Below are 19,338 nucleotides of genomic sequence, written 5' to 3' on the forward strand. Positions count from 1 at the left end.
GAGTACATTGAAGTTGATTACAACCGGCAAAGAAGGCACAGTGCTCTGGGCTACCTGAGCCCGGAAAACTATGAGAAAAAACTAGCAGCTTAACCGGTGTCCACTTTTACTGGTGCAGATCAGCTGGAGATTTTCCAACCTTTTTTATGCCAAATGGCTGATATACAGGGTGCCGAAATGGCTTTTGCGCCACCAAGCATCACCGTCCAATGAATATGCACACTTGATGCCTTTGCGACAAAGGCTTGGCAGTAAACGATCTGCAGACTGGCCCCGAGATACTCTGCAGCCTGCAATGCCTGGCAGTTATTGGTGAATTTGTCTGTTAATGCTGTTTTATCTGAAAACACCGTTGTACCATCACCGTCGGCTACGGCGAAGGGCTTCAAGTAGCCATCTGCAATGGCGTTGTATACAGGTGTTTGAACGCCTGGCTGTAATGTTCAATAAAACGCCCGGATCTTGTCCAAGAACATCAGATTAAGCCCGTTTATTTACAGCACTTAAACCTTGCCAGTCTTCCAGATCCTGCTCGGGCTTCTCGGCCCGGAAATCGCCATAAAGGGCAATACCTTGGGGATCTTCCAGAATATCAACCTGGATCCCCTTCTCCTTAAGCATTGCCTCATTGCCACCGGCATTGGTGACATCCCCCACCACCACACGGGCAAAGCCACGCATATACAGCAGCGTTGCGCATACATCGCAGGGACTGAGGGTAGTGAAAAGCGTGGTCTTACTGAAATCTATGCGTCCGGCATCGCGGATGGCGCTGGTTTCGCCATGGTTATAGGGATGATCTTCCTGCACCAGGGTATTGTGGCCCTTGCCGACTATCTGCTTGGTCTGGTTATCGATAATCACCGCACCGATAGGACAACCGCCTTCATCATAGCTTTTTTGTGCCAGATAAACGGCAATACGCATAAAATCTTCGTCATCCAGTGACTTAGCAAAGTGATGATCCATCAAAACATCCAAGCTTTTAGTCGGCATATGGGCAATGGCACGCAGTGCTTGCTGCGACTTGGGAGAAGATTTGCTTAATAAGGACGACATAGTGTTTTCCAAGTTTATGATGTGAAAGCATTTATCCTATCTTGTTGCATGGCCAACAAAGGGTCAATCAGAGACTGAATCCGGTCAGCTGTAATCCCAGCACCACATAGGCCCAATTGGCCGTCAGTTGCCATACAAACTGGCATTCAGGTGACTGCACCTGATACACCAGACATTGCTCGACCAAAAAAGGAGGCGCATCTTCGCGTACCGCGACGGCTCCAAGAAAGGTTAGGTTGCGTAAGGCCAGCGTTTCAAAAGCGTATTTGCTATTGCCATACATATCCGCTCCCATCCAGGCTTTACGGTTGACCAGTAAGCCGTCGAAACGCTGATAAGGTACCAGATAACTCCAATTAGGATCGGGCATCCATTGTGTGCCGGCATATTGCCGGCCAACCCAGAGTTCAAACTGCTGAGAGAGCAGTTGGGCATGCATAACGGAGTCAGTCTGTTGCAGTTGCACATGCAACCATATAGGGAGATCTTCACTAACGCCGGGAAGTGCTACCTGCCAAGGCTGGCCCGGTTTCGGAAATAGCTGCGATCCGGCGGGCACCACCAATGTCGCCCCCGTATTCACGTCCTGATAAATGTCATAATGAAAGGACATTGGATTAAACATGGCAAACAGCGTGGCTAACTGACTCAATCCAAGTTGGTCATCTGCAGTAGCTAGCAGTTCGGATAAAGTACGGGTTCGTACCCTGATCAACCTGGAATTTCCCAGGGCAATCTCTTCTCCCATCTGAGCATCAAGTTCTGCTGCAAAAAGCGCTCGGGTGCCGCCGCTGCCGGGCATCGTTCGCACTGTGCTTTGATTGAGCCTGGTTAATTGTTCTGCAGGGATCCCCCAACTGATATTTAAAGCGCCCTCCTCCAAACCTCCATTGCCAATAGCTAAAACCACACCTTGGGCATCAAAAATAGGCGCACCGGAAAGGCCGGGCAACAAGCTTTCATTGCCAAGTTTAATCACTTCCATCTCTGGGTTGGGATAGCCGTTCTGACGCAGTTTATTCAATACTTTGGAGGAGATATTGTCAGCTAATTTTCGCCCGCCATAGCGCTGCTTAAATGAAAAACTATTAATTTCCCTGGTGTTTAGCGGGTAACCCAGGGTATGAATTTCCTCATCAACGCTGGGCACTCTGGCACTGTAATTAAGTGCCGCCACCGGAGGTGCATTGTCGACCCGAAGCAAAACCAAATCGGCCTCTTTAAGCACTTTTTCAACGCTGGCAGAGCGGCTTACTCTGGGATTAGCATAATCGATGGTAATTTGGCTACTGCCATCCACTACATGTAAGGATGTCACAATATAATCTGATGACTGCCAGACAAAACCGGTAGCCGCGTTACCCGTATCCACCGTGCGCACTTTTACCACCGACGGACGCACCTTATCGAAGGTGGATTGCATCTGCGCAACCGCAGTATGGCCAACACAACTGAAAATCAGGAGGGCGATAACGGCTCTCATAACGCCTCCGTTTCACAAGCCAGCGACCAACTTGCCACCAGCAGGGAATGGGCTTGTCGAGCATCAAGGGTAGTGGCGATATTGGCAAGTTGAGACCACTGTCCCTTCTGTATTCGCCAGGCCGTTATGATTTCGTTGAGATCGGGAAACTGGCTTGGTTCAAGGTCGCGACAGGCTTCGGCGTCTGCAGCGTACAATACTGATGACTTACCCTGGCGGGCATTGGCATCCACTTCCACACCTTTTGGAAGGATCCCTAATTGCCGATAAGCCACCAGTTGACCGGCTTCTTTATCGCTAAACCCCATGGCTTTCCAGGTGACATGCTGCTCTGATTCCGACGGGGCGAGAAGATCGTGGGTGCGCACGTAAATGGCCGCCACCACAGATAGGGTTGCACAAATGCCAAAGGCCCCTATTCGCCAGGGCCTGACAGTAATCTTTTCGGTGGTGGAGACCAAGCCAAGGGCTGCCGAGAGCAAGGCAACCAGGCCTACCACAACCTCCGCTACCACTTGCGTGACCGACAAGCCCATTAGCACGCCTAACAGCACACCAATGCCCGCTCCTGAGAAGAGATCGGCGACGATAGACGAAGATGATCGGCTTTCCATTTCCATACTCCCTGTAAACGGTTGAGGAAACAGAAGAAATATAGCAATACATGAATCGTAACGCCTGGACGGATGGATTTTGTTGATTTACACCTTGTTGCAATAAGGTGTGCCGCTATCGCCTTAAAACTAATCAACTGGACATATCTTCTCTTTATCCAGCAAAGGGAATCCCTTAGCATTGCGCTTTAGATTAATAGCTTAGTTATCGAGTAGCCTTATATGAATCAGCCTCCCGCTATCTTGGTATCCACCTGGATAAAATTACTTCAGCAATCCGAACATTCGGAAGCCAAAGAGCAAGCAATGAAAATGCTGTTGGCCAGTTTCGGCACGATGAAAGCGGTAGAAGAATACGTAAAGGCCAATAAGCTGGACCTGCGCTAAAGGCTAAAAAGATCGAACCACCAAGACGCAGAGATCACAGAGGCATACCTCATTTGATGAAAACTCTTTGCCCTCTGTGTCTTGGTAGTAAGTATCTTCGCAATTGAATTGGTCCTAGCGCCCGCCAATCATATCGCCGATACCGCCAAGGACCGATCCTTCCCCCTGACGACTGCCGCCCATTTTTGGTGCATGCTCAATAATGCGATCGGCAAGACGTGAGAACGGCAGACTTTGGATCCAGACTTTGCCATGACCACGTAAGGTGGCCATAAACAAGCCTTCCCCACCAAAGAACATGCTCTTTAAGCCTTTTACCATTTCGATGTCGTACTCAATGCCGCTGGTAAAGGCGACCAGACAACCGGTATCCAACCGCAGGGTTTCGCCCCGCAGTTCACGCTCAATAACCGTGCCCCCGGCATGCACAAAGGCCATACCATCGCCCTGTAAACGTTCCAGAATAAAGCCTTCACCGCCGAAAAAGCCGCTGCCCAGACGCCGGTTAAAGGTGATATCGACTTTGGTGCCCAAAGCGGCACAAAGAAAGGAGTCTTTCTGACAGGTAATTTCCTGGCCAAGGGCGGCCATATTGATTGGTATAATGCTGCCTGGAAAAGGCGCGGCAAAGGCCACTCTGCGCTTACCTACCCCCTGATTGGTAAAGTGAGTCATAAACAGCGATTCACCGCTGATCACCCTTTTCCCGGCAGAGAACAGCTTACTCATAAAGCCTTGATTGACTTCTGAGCCGTCCCCCATCTTGGCCTCGAAGTTGATGCCTTCTTCCATGTAGTTCATGGCCCCGGCTTCGGCGATAACGGTTTCCCCCGGATCCAGTTCCACCTCCACCATCTGCATGGAGTTTCCAATGATCTCATAATCGATTTCATGACAACGCATGGCAAATTCCTTCTAGGATGTAATCCACTCTACCCTAGCCTTTTTTGCCACTCGAACCAATAAAAAAGGGCACCGAAGTGCCCCTTAATTTGTTAATGCATTTTACCAGAACGATTAGAAGTAGGTGTTGAAGCGCACACCAAACTCACTGGCATCGTTGCTGAGGATCTGCAGAACGTAGTCACCCGTATTCAAACGCGCATTGTCATAGCGCTCATCGAAAATATTGCGTCCATAGAGTGCCACAGTCCAGTCACCATGGTACGGGGTGTAGGCAATATCCATGTTCACCAGTTCACGACTGTCTATCAGGGTAAGACGACCCGGATCAGCGCTTGGCTCACCGTACATATCATCGCGGAAAGAGTAATCCATACGAAAATCCACGGTGGCGCCATTTTCCAAAGACAGCTCGTAGGATGGACTGATGGACAAGGTAAATTCAGGCGTCAGCGGTGCTACCGGTTTGACCCCGTTTTGCTCATCTACATCAACATCGATATAGCCCAAGCTGGTATGCAGCTTAAAGCCTTCGCCGATATAGGCCGTACTTTCCCACTCAATACCACGGGAAGTTTGCACTACCACCAGGTTAGCGGTGTCGAAGCCCCCTTCGCTGACAAAACTCACCTGATAAGGCAGATCGTCATATTCGGTATTGAAGAAGGCAATGCTCATGCTGAAGTTGCTGGTGACATCGCCCTTCAGACCCACTTCATAATTTGTCGCTGTAATATTTTCACTGGCCACAAAGCAATTGGGATTACCGAACAAGCAGTATGGACGGGCCGGAAACTGTCCAGACTGATAACCGCTTTGGATGCTACCGTAAACATTTAAGCCATTTTCCAAGGTGTAGTTGGCTGAAAGGTCATAGCTGACCTCATTCCAGTCATCTTCAGAGAAGAAAGGACCAATGCCCACGTTGGCAGTGGCCTCCTTCTCATCCTGGGTGTAACGCAGGCCACCGGATACACGCAGATCATCGGTCATGTCATAACCCACATTGACGAAGATTGCGCGACTGGTCGTTTCCTGATTAAGCTCAAGCAGGTTGGGACCACCATTAAAACGAGAATCTTCGCCCTGACGGTTACTCCCCTCTTCATTAAACCAATAAATACCAGAGACAAAGTCCCAGTTATCGAAATAACCGTTAAGTTGCAGTTCCACAGAGGTTTGATCGGCGTCACCGCGCTCCGGGTAATGATCCAGTGCGAAAATGGTGCTGTCATCGTCTAAGCCGGCTTTGTACTCAGATGTACGGTGGCTGACAATAGCCTTGGAAGACAGGGTGTCTGACCAGCCCCACTCTGCGGTCAAGGACAAACCACGCGCCTCGTTGGTTACGGTAGTAACTTCTTCGGTACCGGTAGCATTGTCATAGGGATCGGCCGCCACATCCGAGTTACGCAGTGGGCCTGAAGGTGTAGGCGCACCAAAGCGCATACCTGTGTAGTAGGCGCCATTGGGTACTTCATCAATCAAGGTGGTGTAAGGACGAAGACCGCCTTCGCCATCGTTGGCATCGGCCGTCAGCACCAAACTAAATTCATCGCTTGGTGCAAAACGCACGGACAAACGGCCGTACATATCGCGGGTTTCACCCACATCATATTCCGCACTAGGAATATTAATAAACTCACCGATGCCGCCGCGGGCGTTGTACCCGGCGTTAAAGTTGAAAGACAGTTCGTCTGTCAAACCACGGTTAACAAAAGCATCGGCCTTTTTGCGACCACGGGTACCGCCTTCCAAACCAAACTTAGTCACTGCCACTTCATCGGGCTGTTTGGTAATGATATTGATAGCGCCACCAATGGAGTTACGTCCGTAAAGTGTGCCCTGTGGGCCACGCAGCACTTCGATACGTTCGATGTTATTCAGGTTCCAGTTCTGCCCCACCTGACGGCCCAAATAAACGCCATCAACATAGACACTAACGCCGGGATCAGTGGTGATCAGATGGTCTTGTAAACCAATGCCACGAATAAAAGGATTGGCAGAAGATGTATGTCCCGCAGAGAAGCCGGTAACGTTAAGGTTAGGAACAAATTTGCCGACATCGGTCAGATCGGTAATGCCCTGAGCGGCCAGCGCATCACCACTGAATGCACTCATGGCAATGGGAACTTCGTATATCACCTGTGAGCGCTTGGTGGCCGTTACGGTGATGGCTTCAATACGCTCATTTGTTGCTTGGTCAGATTCCGGCTCTTGAGCAACGGCCTGCCCTTGAAGGGCCATGGAAACGGCAAGACTGAGTAGCGTCAATCCGGTAGCGTGACGCAAAGAGGATAGGTTATTCAACGTGTGTTCTCCCAGTGGCTTGGACATAAGGCTATGTCGGCTCTTTTTGTGAGTGGGTAAGTATTTCCCGATACAAAAAGAGGTGCATGGTGCACCCCCTGGAGGATTATTATAAGCGGAACATCGGCACAAAGTCTTTATAAATGCCGCTGAACTCAATAATTCACGCATTTAATCAATAGGTTACTAAGAGTGTTTGGGCGCAAGCCTATTGTCATGTTGAGGTTTTAGTCGTTCCCAATCTTGTTCATGACGGATTTGATGCAGCGCGCTTGTCTGCTGACAAACCAGTTGTATACCCCCAAAACGGCTGAACAGACTATGCACTGAACCACGACGCCCATTGGCCAGTTCTTGATGGACCATGGCGCACACCGATTGATTGACCGGCAAAAAAGCGGGTAAAGGCTTATCATGAAACGAGCTTGGCCGGCCGGTCAGTTTACCGACCTCGGTCAAACCTTTGAGAATGGATGGCGTCAATAGTGGCATATCCACAGGCACTACAAGCAAACCACCCTTGCATTGCTGCGTAGACATTAGTTGATACATGACTTCCAACGCCTCGTAGGCACCCACTGGGGTCACCTGGATACGCTCACACTGACACTCTTGCATCAAGCGTTTTGCACGGGCAAGCAAAGTCATGCCGTCGATTTTTACCGACGCTCTGTCCCAGCCATCTTCATCACTATCAGTCCTGGTCATCACCAATCCGGTTAACATGACCTGTCTCCTAAACCAAGCTTTTGGTATCTCTGCTTACGACGATTCTACATGACGATTGTTAAACAATTAGGTCAATGCGATAACTCATTTTAGTCCCACATCTTCCCCCGGAAACTACGAAAAAATCGTTTATTCACCCGTTGGATGACATGACGTTATCTGTCCCTTGGCCCGTTGCATATTACACAAATAAAAAAGGCCCTGTTATCCCCGAATATTGGGAATAAAGGGCCATCTGGTCGTCACCCTAGCCGGGGCTGGGTAAAGCGTTATTAAGGTGGCCAGTGGCCTGCGACGGCATATTCTTATTGTTGTTACGTCCTGTGATGCCCCTTCCCTGTGCTGCTCTGTGAGCAGATGGCCCGCCTCGCTTCCTGGGCCAATTACTTAGCACCCATAGTGCCAACATTTTTTTATTAATTATTTCAACAGCTTAAATCATAACCCCAGTTCGTCCAACACCATCAAATAGTTGTTTTGGTGCAATCCTGAACCATAATTGTGCATTTTCTCAGCGGACACCTTGGCAAATCACTGGAATTACCGCGCCCAAAGCCCACATTGTGGTATAAAAGCGGCCTTGTTTTCTGATAGCCAAACCATGAACCTGAAGATAGAAATACGCCACTTGGTGAAGCTCGCCTGGCCACTGCTTATTGCGCAAGTGACCCAGACCATGATGGGCGTATCCGACACCATTATGGCCGGTCGCGTTTCCGCGGCAGATATGGCCGCCGTTGCTATTGCTTCCAGCATAATTATGCCAGTGCTGTTTTTTATTCAGGGCATTATTCTGGCGTTGCCCCCTATTGTTTCGCGATTAAATGGTGCCAAGAAATTCGAGCAAATCCCGCGAAAAGGCCAACAGACGTTGTGGTTAGCCCTGATGCTCTCAATACCTTTCGCCCTTTGCTATTTCGCTGTGCCCAACCTGGCTGGCGTATTGGAAATGGAGCCCGAGCTGGAGCGGATTACGCTGGACTACATGCAGTATTTACTGTTGGGCGCTCCGGCATTTGCCGTATATCAGGTATTCAGACAATATTGCGAAGGCTTATCGCTTACCCGCCCTTCAATGCTCATTATGGGTATCGGTCTGCTGGTTAATATTCCGGCTAACTACGTATTTATCTATGGCAAGCTCGGGATGCCGGCCTTAGGCGGCGCGGGCTGCGGTGTTGCGACTTCTCTGGTGTTTTGCGCCATGATGATCAGCACCATGTTGTACACCCATTACGCTAAGGCCATGTCGCGTTTTCGACTGTTTGACCATTGCTATGCGCCAAGGATTGCAGACATTACCGAGATCCTGCGTTTAGGGATCCCCATTGCCATGACCATTTTATTCGAGGTATCCCTGTTTGCCGTCGTGGCCCTGCTGCTAGCTCCCTACGGCGCGCAAATAGTGGCCTCCCACCAGGTCGCGCTTAACTTTTCATCGTTAATGTTTATGGTGCCTCTGAGCATTGGATTAGCCTGCTCTATTCGGGTAGGCCATCTGCTTGGCGAAGATCTGCCCTTACATGCGAGAAAAGCAGTACATAGCGCTTGGACTGTGGGACTGCTATGCGCCAGCATAACCGCCGTTTTTTCATTGCTGCTGCGTTATCAGATCGCTGGCTTGTATAGCAACGAACAAGAAGTGGTAAGGATGGCCGCCGATCTGATGTTTCTGGCCGCAGTATTCCAACTTTCCGATGCCATTCAGGTCATCTCTGGTTGTGCTCTGCGCGGTTATAAGGATGCAAAAGCGATGTTCTACATCAGCTTTGTCTCTTATTGGGGGGTGGGTTTAAGCACGGGTTGTATTCTGGGGTTAACCGATTGGATAGTGCCGAAAATGGCAGCTACCGGTTTTTGGATTGGCTTTATTGTAGGCCTCACCACCGCAGCCGTCCTCCTTGGCTGGCGTTTGACCTATATACAGCGGATTAAGGAACATCAGGCACCGGCCACTGCATAATCCACCAGGAGCCAACGCACTTGTACGCGGGCCCCGCCTAAGGAGCTTGTGCCAAGGCTTATCTGCCCGCCGCTAACATCGAGGACTTGCCCGACCAAAGCCAGGCCGAGGCCTAAGCCGGGTTTGTCTTCCTGGGTTTGCCCCCTGTTGAAAGGCTCAAATAAGGTCTGGACTTGGGTGTTTTCCAGACCGGGGCCGTCGTCTTCGACCACCAGCAATGCATAAGCGCCTTCTTTTTGAAGGGAGACCTGTACCCGACTAGCCGCAAACTTTTGCGCGTTGTCTACTAGGTTCACCACAACCCTGGAAAACAACAGCGAAGAGAGGCGCACCCTACAAGGCTCTGATCTCAAAAGGCTTACGCCCTGCCAGTGTTTGGCCATAAGCAGTTCACTTAGGGCTTTATCCAATTCCAGCGGGCTTAGGGCGATGGAGGCCTTATTATGGTTGATGCGCGCCAGCAACAGCATGTCTTCGGTGAGCTCGGCCAGTTCATCTATATCCTCATCCATCTCCTTAAGCAGTGCCTTGACTTGCACAGGATCCCCGCCCTCTTCGTGCATATCCTGCGCCATATCCAGTGCCAGGCGCAGACGCTGTAAGGGGATGCGCGTTTCGTGATGCAGGGCGGCGTTAAACACCAATTGACGCTTTTGATGAGCGGCCAGGCTTTGGCCCAAGCGATTAATATCCGTTGAAAGGGCATTCATGGCCGCCACACTGGATGGGGGCGCCTGATGGTCGTAGTTTCCCAGGGCCAGATTGAGGCACACCAGAGACAGGCGATGCAGATAACGGGATAGCCATAAACACAAGGGCAATAACAACAGCGCCATTATTATTAGGCCGCTGTAATCGGATAAATAGTAAAAGAGCATATACTCATCGGAGTAACTGTCGTCAAAGCTAAGTAGCAGGGCTTTGTCTTCAAAGCGGGCGGCAATTTCAATCCAATCCTGTTGTTCATCGATATCAAGGGTTATCACCCTGATCTCTTCTTCGCCAAGCATCGCTTTGGCTTTTTCTGCGCCAAGGCTTTCAATGCGAATATCGGGACCGAGCAGTCGCTGCCATTTACCTAACACATACGGCCAGTCCTGGGGATTACGTGTCTTGTCTTCGCCCATCAATAACAGGATGCGCCGTGTATCGGACAGATAGTCTTGGCGGATCTCTTCTTTGTACAAGCCTTGCATAAGCAGAGCTTGAAGCACCGCGCTCAGGATTAGGCCCAATAATATCAGCAGGTACAAACGCCAGAACAGGCTACGCATGCCTTAGCTTTCCTTCACAAAGACATAGCCCAAATGACGCACAGTGCGAATATAATCACTCGAGCCCAAAGATTGTCTTAACGTGGCGATACGCATATCCATGGCCCGGTCGAGACCGTCATACTCACTGCCCTTAAGGGTTTTAAATAAGGTATCGCGGCTTAACACTTCGCCGGCGCGGCTAGCCAGGCACCAAAGCAATTCAAATTGGGCATCGGACAAGGGAATAATCTCATTGGAACGGCTTACCTGACGGCTACGCCTGTCAATGCTAAGGTCACGAAGGGAAAGCACACTTTCATTGGCGGCTTTGGCTGCTCGCATATCGGCGGCGCCCTTGGCCTGATCTGCCTGGCGCTGCCACATACGCCACAGCCTGGCCAGAAGGATATGGGGTCGCGCCGGTTTGGCCATAAAGTCATCGATACCGGCGTTTAACGCCATCACTTCGTTCATGTCATCCTGATGGGCAGTGAGCATCAAAATCCCCTTATTAAAGCGGGGGCGCACCGCCTCACAGACGGCAATGCCATCCATATCCGGCAACATCATATCCAACACCACCAGGTCCGGCTGCTCTTTGAGTATCTCTTCTATGGCGCTTTTGCCCAGGTCTTGGGTGCTTACCTCAAATCCCTGCTGCGCTAAAAAGCGGCACAGCAGGCTGGCCACTTTTTTATCATCTTCCACCACTAGTACTCTTGGCACACAAATCAGCCTTTTTGCTCTGACTATCGGCATAATGCCAGGCTCAAAGGTTTAAAATCCAGTCCGCTGACATTCGCTGACATTCGCTGACATATGCTTACCCGGCCTGACAGCTTTTGAAGGGCATTACCGTCATACTCCTGTGACCTATCCAAGGAGACTGAATATGATCAAAAACCTTTTACCCTGCGCGCTGCTTGTGCTGGTTAGCGCATGCGGCAGCAACAAACAAAGCAGCGACCTGCCTGCGCCTAACGAGAGCGCATCGACGCCTTTTATTGTTATCGGCGCCGGCATTGCCGGCTTGGCTGCGGCCAAGACCCTGCATAAGGCAGGCAACCCCGTGGTAGTTCTTGAAGCCAGGGACAGAATCGGCGGGCGCATGTACTCCGATCGCAGTTTGGGCGATACGGCCCTGGATATGGGCGCAAGTTGGATCCACGGCACCGAGGACAATCCTATCCATAAACTTGCCGAGTCTCTGCAATTGCCCATGCAGGAGACGGATTATGACAATGCCCTGTTGTATGACAGTAACGGTGAGCAAAACGCCGCTCTTTACCAGGATTTAACGCGCCTGGAAGAGGCCCTGGAAAGCCATCTTACTACCCTAGCCTTCATCCACCCCGATGGCCCGGTAAAACAGGCCTTTGACAGGATTAAAGACGATAGTGGCACCGCTGACATCCCCCAAAAGGTAGTAGATTATGTGGCTTCGGCCAATATTGAACATGACGCCGCAGCGGATATTGAGGATTTATCCCTCTGGGCCTTGATGGAGGGCGAATCCTTCGAGGGGCCGGAAGTGCTATTTCCCGAGGGTTATGATCGCATCACCGAACACCTGGCCACGGGCTTGGATATCCGCCTTAATCAAGTGGTGCAAAGCATCGACTACAGCCAAGGCGCTGTGCTTATCACAACCCAAGACGGCAATACCTTTAATGCACAAAAGGTGATTATTACCCTCCCCCTTGGCGTGCTTAAAAGCGACAAAGTACGCTTTAATCCCATCCTGCCAAAGGAGAAACGAGAAGCCATTGCCGCTATGGGCATGGGGCTACTGAATAAGCTCTATCTTAAGTTCGACCAGGTTTTCTGGGATCCTAATGTGGACGCCATCGGCTATGTCAGCAGCGAAAAAGGCCGTTGGAATGATTGGCTAAACCTGGCCAAGTACACCGGCGAGCCGATGTTAATGGCCTTTAGCGGCGGCCGTGTGGCCGATGCCATCGAGAGGCAAAGCGACGAGGAAATCATTGAACAGGCCATGGCGGCCCTGAGCACTATCTATAAGGACAAAACCCTGCAGCCCACGGATTATCGCATCACCCGCTGGCGTCAGGATCCCTATGCCCTTGGCGCCTACTCGTACATGAAGGTCGGCGCGAATCCGGATATGCGTGAAGATCTGGCCGAAAGCTTACAAAATATGCTGTATTTTGCCGGTGAAGCCACCCATAGCGACTACCCCGCTACTGTTCACGGCGCGTACTTGTCGGGCTTACGGGAAGCGCAGAAAGTGTTGGCGGACGCTAATTAAAACTTTTGTAAAAGTACACCGTGGCATCTGTACTACCCTCATTGTTTAACGCAAAACCGGGGATCTGGCCGGCTTCAAAGAAGCCAAGGCTTCGATAAAGGGCCGAGGCAGGATCGCCGTATCGGGTATCAAGCACCAAAAGAGTGCGCTGATGCACGATGGCGGCACTTTGTAACAGGGCCATTAAGGATCGTGCAATGCCTTTATTGCGATACGCAGGGTGCACCATCAACTTCTCAACTTCCGCACGATGCCGGGCGTTGGGCTTGGACGGCATCGCTAACTGTACCGTGCCTATCACATTTGCCTTGGATACAGCTAACCAGCACAAACGCTCTCCCTGAGCACGCTGCGCTTCCACATTCCACCAGTACTCGTCTGCTTCCTGATGCGCCATGGGCCATAAAAAACCAATAGAAGCACCATCCATCACACAATCTTCAAGCAGGCTACTCAGCTCAGGTATGTAAGGCTCGATACTGTCAGCCAGAAAAAATTCCATGGTATTCCCGATAAACAATCATTTTTCCAAGTAAAGCAAAGCACGGGCCACTTAATTTCACCCAGTAAAACTTATATCAGAATACAATGCTATGTGATTTTAGCTGCAGCAACAGGCTGGAATAGGATGGATTTAGTGACGCAGGGAATTGACTAAGCACAAGAAAGTGGCCGGTACGATTTGCCCGGCCAATTAGCTTAAGCGATATAACTGATATGCTGATGGAAACGCAGGGTCAGGACATTTCGCGTGGGATCCATGCCTAGACGTTTAGCGAAAGTATCAACCGCCTCCTGCACGCGATTCATAAACTGACCATAACCAAATTCGGTATTGTCTTCCTTACCCGCGACCACTATAAAATGGGCGGTTTCTACCAGATTGCTGTTATCCCAGTGGGCAATAAATTGCTGTCCTGGCGCATCCGGATCGAAGCTTATCTTTTGTAATTCGCCATTTTGTTCAGAGCGATCAACCTGACTGTTACGTACCAACGGGGTCAGGCCATTGGCTACCATGGCTAAGCGATCCAGCTTCTTATCACCACAGGCTTTCAAAAACAGTTCTTCAAGGGAAAGGTACAATGGCGCAAAATCACCAGCACTACCGGAACTGAACTGCTCCTTTATCCCGCGGGTTAGCGGTAAGCTGAGCGTCACATAGCTGATAGCACTGTGCTGCTGCGGCAGTTCACACTGTCGTGCCTTATAGCGAGGATACAATCCGCGCAGTTTGTAGCCATAGGTCTCTTTATGGCCTTTTTCGCGGGCGAAAAGATCATATGACAGATGCTGATGATCACGGATTTTTATCTGGCAGTCGGCGGTGGGCAAGGCGCTTTTGAGGTGCTCGATAACGCCCATCACCTGCTGATGAAACTGGGCGGAGTGACTGCGAATATCGGCGCCCGTAGCCAGGAACAACAAGCGAATTTTACGCGCCTGATAGCCTGGGGTGACGAATAGGTTTTGGCCCTCATGAATGGCCGGATCGTAGAAAAACAGAATTTGGCGATTGGTCTGAAAATGCATTGCTTCATGGTGATAACGGACCACCGGCAGTTTGTCATTGGCAATCATATGCACATTATGCAAACCCGCCTGCTCCGCCAAGGCAAAGAATCGTTGGCTTAGAGTTTCATAAGCTTCCTGGGCACTGGCAAACCCCTGATAAAAGGATTCATCGGTACGGATTTCCGCCAACAGATACTGATTCGACTTGGCGATAGTAGGAATATAAACACGGTGTTTGTTGTGACTGGCCATGGGGATCTCCAAAAACTAAGTTACAAAATCTGGCGCCATCCTATCTGTAGGGTGAGCGCAAAACTTTGCGCCAGATTAAAGTTTCCTTCTATTAACTGAGTTTCAATCAGACATGGAGATTATTGTAAGGACTACAAATCTTTGATTTGGGTTAATACTGATTTTTCGCCTATCGCTACATTTAGGCAAAAGGTGTGAATGGATGTGACTCAATGACAAAAATTCATCGAGGAAAAGACCAAAACATTTCAGAAGATACTGATCAAAGTCGCTGGCATAGCCTAAGCACTGAGGCCATTTTGCAAACCTTGGATTGTACTCTCGCAGGTTTAAGCGCAAAGGATGCACACAAACGTCTTGCTGAAAACGGCCCAAATAGTCTTCCCCAACCCCCACGCCGGCACCCTGTATGGCGATTTGTCCTGCATTTTCATCATATTCTGATTTATGTTCTGATGGGTTCAGCCCTGATTACTGCGCTGCTTGGCCACTGGGTCGATACAGGCGTGATTTTAGCGGTGGTGGTCGCCAATGCCATAATCGGCTTTTTCCAGGAAGGAAAAGCCGAACGGGCCATGGACGCCATCAGGCACATGCTCGCACCAAGGGCCAATGTAATCAGAGACAATATTCGCATTACCGTTGCCGGCGAGCAGTTGGTACCGGGAGATATTGTGTTGCTTGAGGCTGGCGATAAAGTGCCTGCCGATCTCAGGCTGCTTTCTGCCCATGGATTATCCATTCAGGAGGCCTTACTGACCGGAGAATCTTTACCAGTGGAAAAGCAAGTGCAGCCAGTGGCCGCCGCTGCTGCTCTTGGGGATCGCACTTGCATGGCCTATTCGGGCACCCTGGTCAGTAAAGGTCAAGGCAAAGGCGTAGTAGTGGCCACTGGCGCGAACACAGAAATTGGTCGCATCAGCGGCATGCTTGTTGATGTTGAGACCCTGACTACGCCTCTGGTGGCGCAAATGGCACGCTTCGCCAAATGGTTAACCCTGTTTATCTTGGTGATTGCCGGTATCCTACTGATCTTTGGCCATTTCGTCGTTGGCTATGACTTCACCGAGATGTTTATGGCAGTAGTCGGCTTAAGCGTGGCGGCTATTCCCGAGGGCTTGCCGGCCGTATTGACTATTACCCTGGCTATCGGTGTACAGGCCATGGCCCGTCGCAATGCCATAGTGCGGCGCTTGCCAGCCATTGAAACCCTGGGTGCGGTCTCAGTTATCTGTAGTGATAAAACCGGAACGCTGACCCGCAATGAGATGATGGTTGCCTCTGTCCTCACCCACCAACACTTATTCAGCTTAGAGGGAATCGGATACGAGCCAAGAGGCAGCTTAAAACTGAATAATGTCGAGGTAGCGGCAAAAGAGCATGAGGTATTGGCAGAGCTGGCCCGCTCCGCTTTACTTTGCAACGATGCGGCTCTTCAGCACAAAGACGGACAGTGGTTTGTCGAAGGTGATCCAATGGAGGGAGCACTGCTGGCCTTTAGTGCAAAAATGGCGCTTGAGATTGCAGGTGAACAAGCCAGCTTTTCCCGCACGGACACCATCCCCTTCGATGCCAGTCGCCGCTTTATGGCCACCTTGCATCATGACCATGACAACCACGGGTTTATTTTCGTTAAAGGAGCACCTGAGCGAATATTGGATATGTGTCAGGATCAGCGCGCCGCCAATGGCCGCTGTCAGTCGCTGGACAAAGCGTACTGGCATCAACAGGCAGATGCCATAGCTGCCCGCGGACAACGCGTGTTGGCCTTTGCTGTGAAATCCGTCCCCCCACAACACACCGTTTTAGAATACCAGGATGTGGAGGGCACACTGACGCTCTTGGGCATGGTGGGCATGATCGACCCGCCCAGGCCTGAGGCCATCACTGCCGTGGCCGAATGCCATGGTGCCGGAATACAGGTGAAGATGATTACCGGCGACCACCAGCAAACCGCAGCGGCTATAGGCAGGATGATCGGTTTACGAAATAGCCAAACTGTACTCACCGGCGCAAAGTTAGATGAATTGGATGACGTAGCGCTGCGTCAAGCAGTGTTGGATTGTGATATTTTTGCCAGAACCAGTCCCGAGCATAAATTGCGACTGGTCATGGCGTTGCAGTCACACGGCATGACGGTGGCTATGACTGGTGATGGGGTCAATGATGCGCCAGCATTAAAAAGAGCGGATGCAGGCATTGCCATGGGGCAAAAGGGCAGCGAAGCAGCCAAAGAAGCTGCAGAGGTCGTACTGGCCGATGATAATTTTGCTTCCATCGTTGCCGCGGTGCGTGAAGGACGTACTGTTTATGACAACCTTAAAAAGGTCATAAGTTGGACCCTGCCAACCAATTCTGGCGAAGCCATGACCATAGTACTGGCTTTGCTGATGGGCATGACCCTGCCCATCACACCGGTGCAAATCCTGTGGGTTAACCTGATTACCGCCGTTACCCTCGGCATGGCACTTGCCTTTGAACCCTCAGAGAAGAATACAATGTTAAGAGCGCCGAGAGATCGTGACGAGCCGCTCTTAAATGCTGAATTAGTCTGGCATGTATTGTTGGTTTCTATGCTCTTTCTGGGTGGTGTTTTCGGTATCTATCACTATGCCATTGAGCGCGGATATTCACTGGACGTCGCACGCACCCTCGCCCTGAATACGTTAGTGGTAATGGAAATCTTCCATCTTTTCTTCATCCGTAACATCTACAGTACATCGTTAACCTGGCAAGCAGTGCGCGGCACCAAAGTGGTTTGGCTGGTAGTGGTCCTGGTTACCGTTGCGCAATTTGCCATCACTTACCTACCGCCCTTGCAACAAGTGTTCGAGACGGCACCTGTGGCCTTTTTGGATGGTCTGCTGGTGATTGGCATAGGTGTTGTGTTATTCACCATCATTGAAATCGAAAAACAGATGCGTTTGATTCTGTGCCGTTCGAGGACGATGTAATGATGGCATTGATTGTGGTAACGACCGCTACTTCAAAGCCATTGCCCGTCACGGCGCAGTACAGACTAAGTACCATATAGATAACTATAGGGAGAGCTACAAAAAAGCCCTGCTTTTACGGCGTTTTGCAGCCCATCAACAAAGCCTGTTTTTCATTGATAGATAACTCACTGGCAGGCTTATCCATCAGTGCCTGGCATCTTTCTTTGGCTTCCTGGAGATAATCTGCAAAAGACTGACTCCAAATGGCCATGATAATAAAACTCTGAAAGACTTTGCTGCTTCGCGGTCCTATTGCACCGTTGCCCATTTTTACATCAAGATAACGTTCATCCTGGTGCCATGATGCCGTCACACTAATAAGATCAGTCCCTCGGGACACCGGCTCTCCCAAGCGCTCGACCAACCACTTATAAGCCTCTGCCATATCCATTGGACCGGTAAAGTTTTCAAAATAAACAAAGCGACCAAGTTGGCCATGCATGGTATCCAACTCAACACGCCCACCATCGCGCTGCTCAGTATCGACGAAGTGGTTTAGCGCTTTCAATGTAGGCGAAAACTCTTTAAGCAAATCTCCGCCAGCGCCAGTTTTAAATCCCCATTGCTGTTCGAGTATTTGCTTTGCCTGCGCATAGCTTTGTCCTGGAGCTAGCCCTCCCAGGCCAATATTGGCAACACTGTCACCTTGCAACAATGCGTCAAGGCGCGCTTTAACGGCCGCCGGTCTGTTTGCTTCGGCTTCCTTAATGGCAGCCTCCTCTGCGGCTATCGTGCGATTAATCAGATAACGCTTATCATTGACAGCCCTGACAAAATCGTCAGCTTGTTGAGGGGGAAGCTCGCGGATAAACGTTGCTTTGCCCAAGCTATCCAGTTTTGCAAAGCTGTCGGTGCTAAGCGGTAACGCATCCAGTTCTTGCTTTGCCTGCTGATAAGCGGTTTGAATGGCGGATTGCTCACTGTCCAGTTGTTGGATTTTGTCAGTCAATCTTTGTTGATAGGGGGCAATGTCTTTTTCTGGCAGCAGTTTGGGGGCCTGCTCAAATGTTCCTAACCAGTTAGGACGCTGCGCTAAGCCGTATTCTTCAAGCGGCTTAGCGGTACCAAGCAGACTATCCCTGGCGACTGTTAACTGCGAAATAAGGCGGGCATCGCCCCTCATATTGGTCAGCCAGTCTACCTGTTGATTCAGGGTCTGACGCATTCGCTGTATATCTGTAAGATCCCGTCTTATGCCGTCGAGCGCTTTCATCATGGCATATAACTGATCTGCATCTTCCTTGCGCTTCTGCTTACTGGCCTGTTTTCGACATAAGTTGATGGCACGGCGCGTGTCTGACAACTCTTTAGCATTCCAGCTGATCATGCCTACGCCAAAAAGTGGCTCAACCTGCACATCGGAAAACACACTGGGGAAGTTGACGGATTGGGTTAGCGATACGGTTTGTGCAGGATCCAAAGCTTTAGCCCAGTCAGTTAATGCGGGACAATCGGGGATTTGCACCCCCTCAGCATAAGCGGCAGAAATCAAGGCCAGGGCTAAAACGTTGCAAAGTGCAGCCAGGGTGGATCTTGATCCGCGACGAGAATGACCAAGGATGCATGCCATGTTCATATTTGCTCCTTTGTCTAGTCGGACGC

17 protein-coding genes are annotated in these 19,338 nt (G+C 50.5%); 5 read left to right on the forward strand and 12 right to left on the reverse strand.

The window, feature by feature from the left end; genetic code table 11:
- Positions 1 to 93, forward strand: a 93-nt coding sequence (locus P2G88_RS16860) for an IS3 family transposase (protein WP_275793917.1), incomplete at its 5' end; no start/stop codon positions are given.
- A 26-nt stretch (positions 94 to 119) separates the two neighbouring features.
- Here P2G88_RS16860 and P2G88_RS16865 read toward each other — a convergent pair.
- The 4 genes from P2G88_RS16865 to P2G88_RS16880 all read right to left on the reverse strand — a co-directional run bounded on the left by P2G88_RS16865 (position 120) and on the right by P2G88_RS16880 (position 3,156).
- Positions 120 to 389: a hypothetical protein gene (locus tag P2G88_RS16865; protein ID WP_275798097.1), complete on the reverse strand. Its 270-nt coding sequence runs from the start codon at positions 387 to 389 to the stop codon at positions 120 to 122.
- A gap of 91 nt (positions 390 to 480) precedes the next feature.
- Entirely contained in the window at positions 481 to 1,059 is a 579-nt protein-coding gene (locus tag P2G88_RS16870) for a nucleoside deaminase (RefSeq protein WP_275798098.1), read from the reverse strand.
- Between the two features lie 67 nt (positions 1,060 to 1,126).
- Positions 1,127 to 2,542: a serine protease gene (locus tag P2G88_RS16875; RefSeq protein ID WP_275798100.1), complete on the reverse strand. Its 1,416-nt coding sequence runs from the start codon at positions 2,540 to 2,542 to the stop codon at positions 1,127 to 1,129.
- Positions 2,539 to 3,156 carry a hypothetical protein gene (locus P2G88_RS16880; RefSeq protein WP_275798102.1) on the reverse strand — a complete coding sequence of 206 codons (618 nt, stop codon included), beginning with the start codon at positions 3,154 to 3,156 and terminating at the stop codon, positions 2,539 to 2,541. Before P2G88_RS16880 ends, P2G88_RS16875 begins: the two co-directional genes overlap by 4 nt.
- Before the next feature lie 222 nt (positions 3,157 to 3,378).
- Between P2G88_RS16880 and P2G88_RS16885 the strand changes: the two genes are divergently transcribed.
- Positions 3,379 to 3,543, forward strand: coding sequence for a hypothetical protein (locus P2G88_RS16885; RefSeq protein ID WP_275798104.1), 165 nt, complete (start codon positions 3,379 to 3,381; stop codon positions 3,541 to 3,543).
- Between the two features lie 114 nt (positions 3,544 to 3,657).
- Here P2G88_RS16885 and P2G88_RS16890 read toward each other — a convergent pair whose 3' ends face one another.
- The 3 genes from P2G88_RS16890 to P2G88_RS16900 form a co-directional block, all read right to left on the reverse strand.
- Entirely contained in the window at positions 3,658 to 4,446 is a 789-nt protein-coding gene (locus P2G88_RS16890) for a TIGR00266 family protein (RefSeq protein WP_275798105.1), read from the reverse strand.
- A gap of 114 nt (positions 4,447 to 4,560) precedes the next feature.
- A complete protein-coding gene (locus P2G88_RS16895) occupies positions 4,561 to 6,693 on the reverse strand; it encodes a TonB-dependent receptor (RefSeq protein ID WP_275798192.1) in 2,133 nt (710 codons plus the stop codon).
- A 249-nt stretch (positions 6,694 to 6,942) separates the two neighbouring features.
- Positions 6,943 to 7,482: a hypothetical protein gene (locus P2G88_RS16900; protein ID WP_275798108.1), complete on the reverse strand. Its 540-nt coding sequence runs from the start codon at positions 7,480 to 7,482 to the stop codon at positions 6,943 to 6,945.
- A 604-nt stretch (positions 7,483 to 8,086) separates the two neighbouring features.
- On the opposite strand from P2G88_RS16900, the gene P2G88_RS16905 reads away from it, so the two are divergent.
- Entirely contained in the window at positions 8,087 to 9,448 is a 1,362-nt protein-coding gene (locus tag P2G88_RS16905; RefSeq protein WP_275798110.1) for an MATE family efflux transporter, read from the forward strand.
- Here the strand turns inward: P2G88_RS16905 and P2G88_RS16910 are convergent.
- A complete protein-coding gene (locus P2G88_RS16910; RefSeq protein WP_275798112.1) occupies positions 9,427 to 10,722 on the reverse strand; it encodes an ATP-binding protein in 1,296 nt (431 codons plus the stop codon). The two genes, P2G88_RS16905 and P2G88_RS16910, sit on opposite strands and share 22 nt — an antisense overlap.
- A 3-nt stretch (positions 10,723 to 10,725) precedes the next feature.
- Entirely contained in the window at positions 10,726 to 11,430 is a 705-nt protein-coding gene (locus tag P2G88_RS16915) for a response regulator (protein WP_275798113.1), read from the reverse strand.
- Positions 11,431 to 11,596: 166 nt separating this feature from the next.
- On the opposite strand from P2G88_RS16915, the gene P2G88_RS16920 reads away from it, so the two are divergent.
- Entirely contained in the window at positions 11,597 to 12,973 is a 1,377-nt protein-coding gene (locus P2G88_RS16920; protein WP_275798115.1) for an FAD-dependent oxidoreductase, read from the forward strand.
- Here P2G88_RS16920 and P2G88_RS16925 read toward each other — a convergent pair.
- Entirely contained in the window at positions 12,966 to 13,475 is a 510-nt protein-coding gene (locus P2G88_RS16925; RefSeq protein ID WP_275798117.1) for a GNAT family N-acetyltransferase, read from the reverse strand. The genes P2G88_RS16920 and P2G88_RS16925 overlap by 8 nt on opposite strands.
- A gap of 197 nt (positions 13,476 to 13,672) precedes the next feature.
- Complete coding sequence (locus P2G88_RS16930) at positions 13,673 to 14,740, reverse strand: DUF3083 family protein (RefSeq protein ID WP_275798119.1); 1,068 nt, start codon at positions 14,738 to 14,740, stop codon at positions 13,673 to 13,675.
- Between the two features lie 212 nt (positions 14,741 to 14,952).
- Here P2G88_RS16930 and P2G88_RS16935 point away from each other — a divergent pair, with 212 nt between their 5' ends.
- Positions 14,953 to 17,694, forward strand: coding sequence for a cation-transporting P-type ATPase (locus P2G88_RS16935; RefSeq protein WP_275798121.1), 2,742 nt, complete (start codon positions 14,953 to 14,955; stop codon positions 17,692 to 17,694).
- Positions 17,695 to 17,809: 115 nt separating this feature from the next.
- Here P2G88_RS16935 and P2G88_RS16940 read toward each other — a convergent pair whose 3' ends face one another.
- Positions 17,810 to 19,312, reverse strand: coding sequence for a hypothetical protein (locus P2G88_RS16940; protein ID WP_275798123.1), 1,503 nt, complete (start codon positions 19,310 to 19,312; stop codon positions 17,810 to 17,812).
- Positions 19,313 to 19,338 lie beyond the last annotated feature (26 nt).

Source organism: Aliiglaciecola sp. CAU 1673 (assembly GCF_029223185.1).
Lineage (GTDB): Bacteria > Pseudomonadota > Gammaproteobacteria > Enterobacterales > Alteromonadaceae > Bowmanella.

Coding starts and splice junctions, on each gene's coding strand:
- P2G88_RS16870 (WP_275798098.1), bottom strand. CDS start 1,059: ATGTCGTCCTTATTAAGCAAATCTTCTCCCAAGTCGCAGCAAGCACTG.
- P2G88_RS16875 (WP_275798100.1), bottom strand. CDS start 2,542: ATGAGAGCCGTTATCGCCCTCCTGATTTTCAGTTGTGTTGGCCATACT.
- P2G88_RS16880 (WP_275798102.1), bottom strand. CDS start 3,156: ATGGAAAGCCGATCATCTTCGTCTATCGTCGCCGATCTCTTCTCAGGA.
- P2G88_RS16885 (WP_275798104.1), top strand. CDS start 3,379: ATGAATCAGCCTCCCGCTATCTTGGTATCCACCTGGATAAAATTACTT.
- P2G88_RS16890 (WP_275798105.1), bottom strand. CDS start 4,446: ATGCGTTGTCATGAAATCGATTATGAGATCATTGGAAACTCCATGCAG.
- P2G88_RS16895 (WP_275798192.1), bottom strand. CDS start 6,693: ATGGCCCTTCAAGGGCAGGCCGTTGCTCAAGAGCCGGAATCTGACCAA.
- P2G88_RS16900 (WP_275798108.1), bottom strand. CDS start 7,482: ATGTTAACCGGATTGGTGATGACCAGGACTGATAGTGATGAAGATGGC.
- P2G88_RS16905 (WP_275798110.1), top strand. CDS start 8,087: ATGAACCTGAAGATAGAAATACGCCACTTGGTGAAGCTCGCCTGGCCA.
- P2G88_RS16910 (WP_275798112.1), bottom strand. CDS start 10,722: ATGCGTAGCCTGTTCTGGCGTTTGTACCTGCTGATATTATTGGGCCTA.
- P2G88_RS16920 (WP_275798115.1), top strand. CDS start 11,597: ATGATCAAAAACCTTTTACCCTGCGCGCTGCTTGTGCTGGTTAGCGCA.
- P2G88_RS16925 (WP_275798117.1), bottom strand. CDS start 13,475: ATGGAATTTTTTCTGGCTGACAGTATCGAGCCTTACATACCTGAGCTG.
- P2G88_RS16930 (WP_275798119.1), bottom strand. CDS start 14,740: ATGGCCAGTCACAACAAACACCGTGTTTATATTCCTACTATCGCCAAG.
- P2G88_RS16935 (WP_275798121.1), top strand. CDS start 14,953: ATGACAAAAATTCATCGAGGAAAAGACCAAAACATTTCAGAAGATACT.
- P2G88_RS16940 (WP_275798123.1), bottom strand. CDS start 19,312: ATGAACATGGCATGCATCCTTGGTCATTCTCGTCGCGGATCAAGATCC.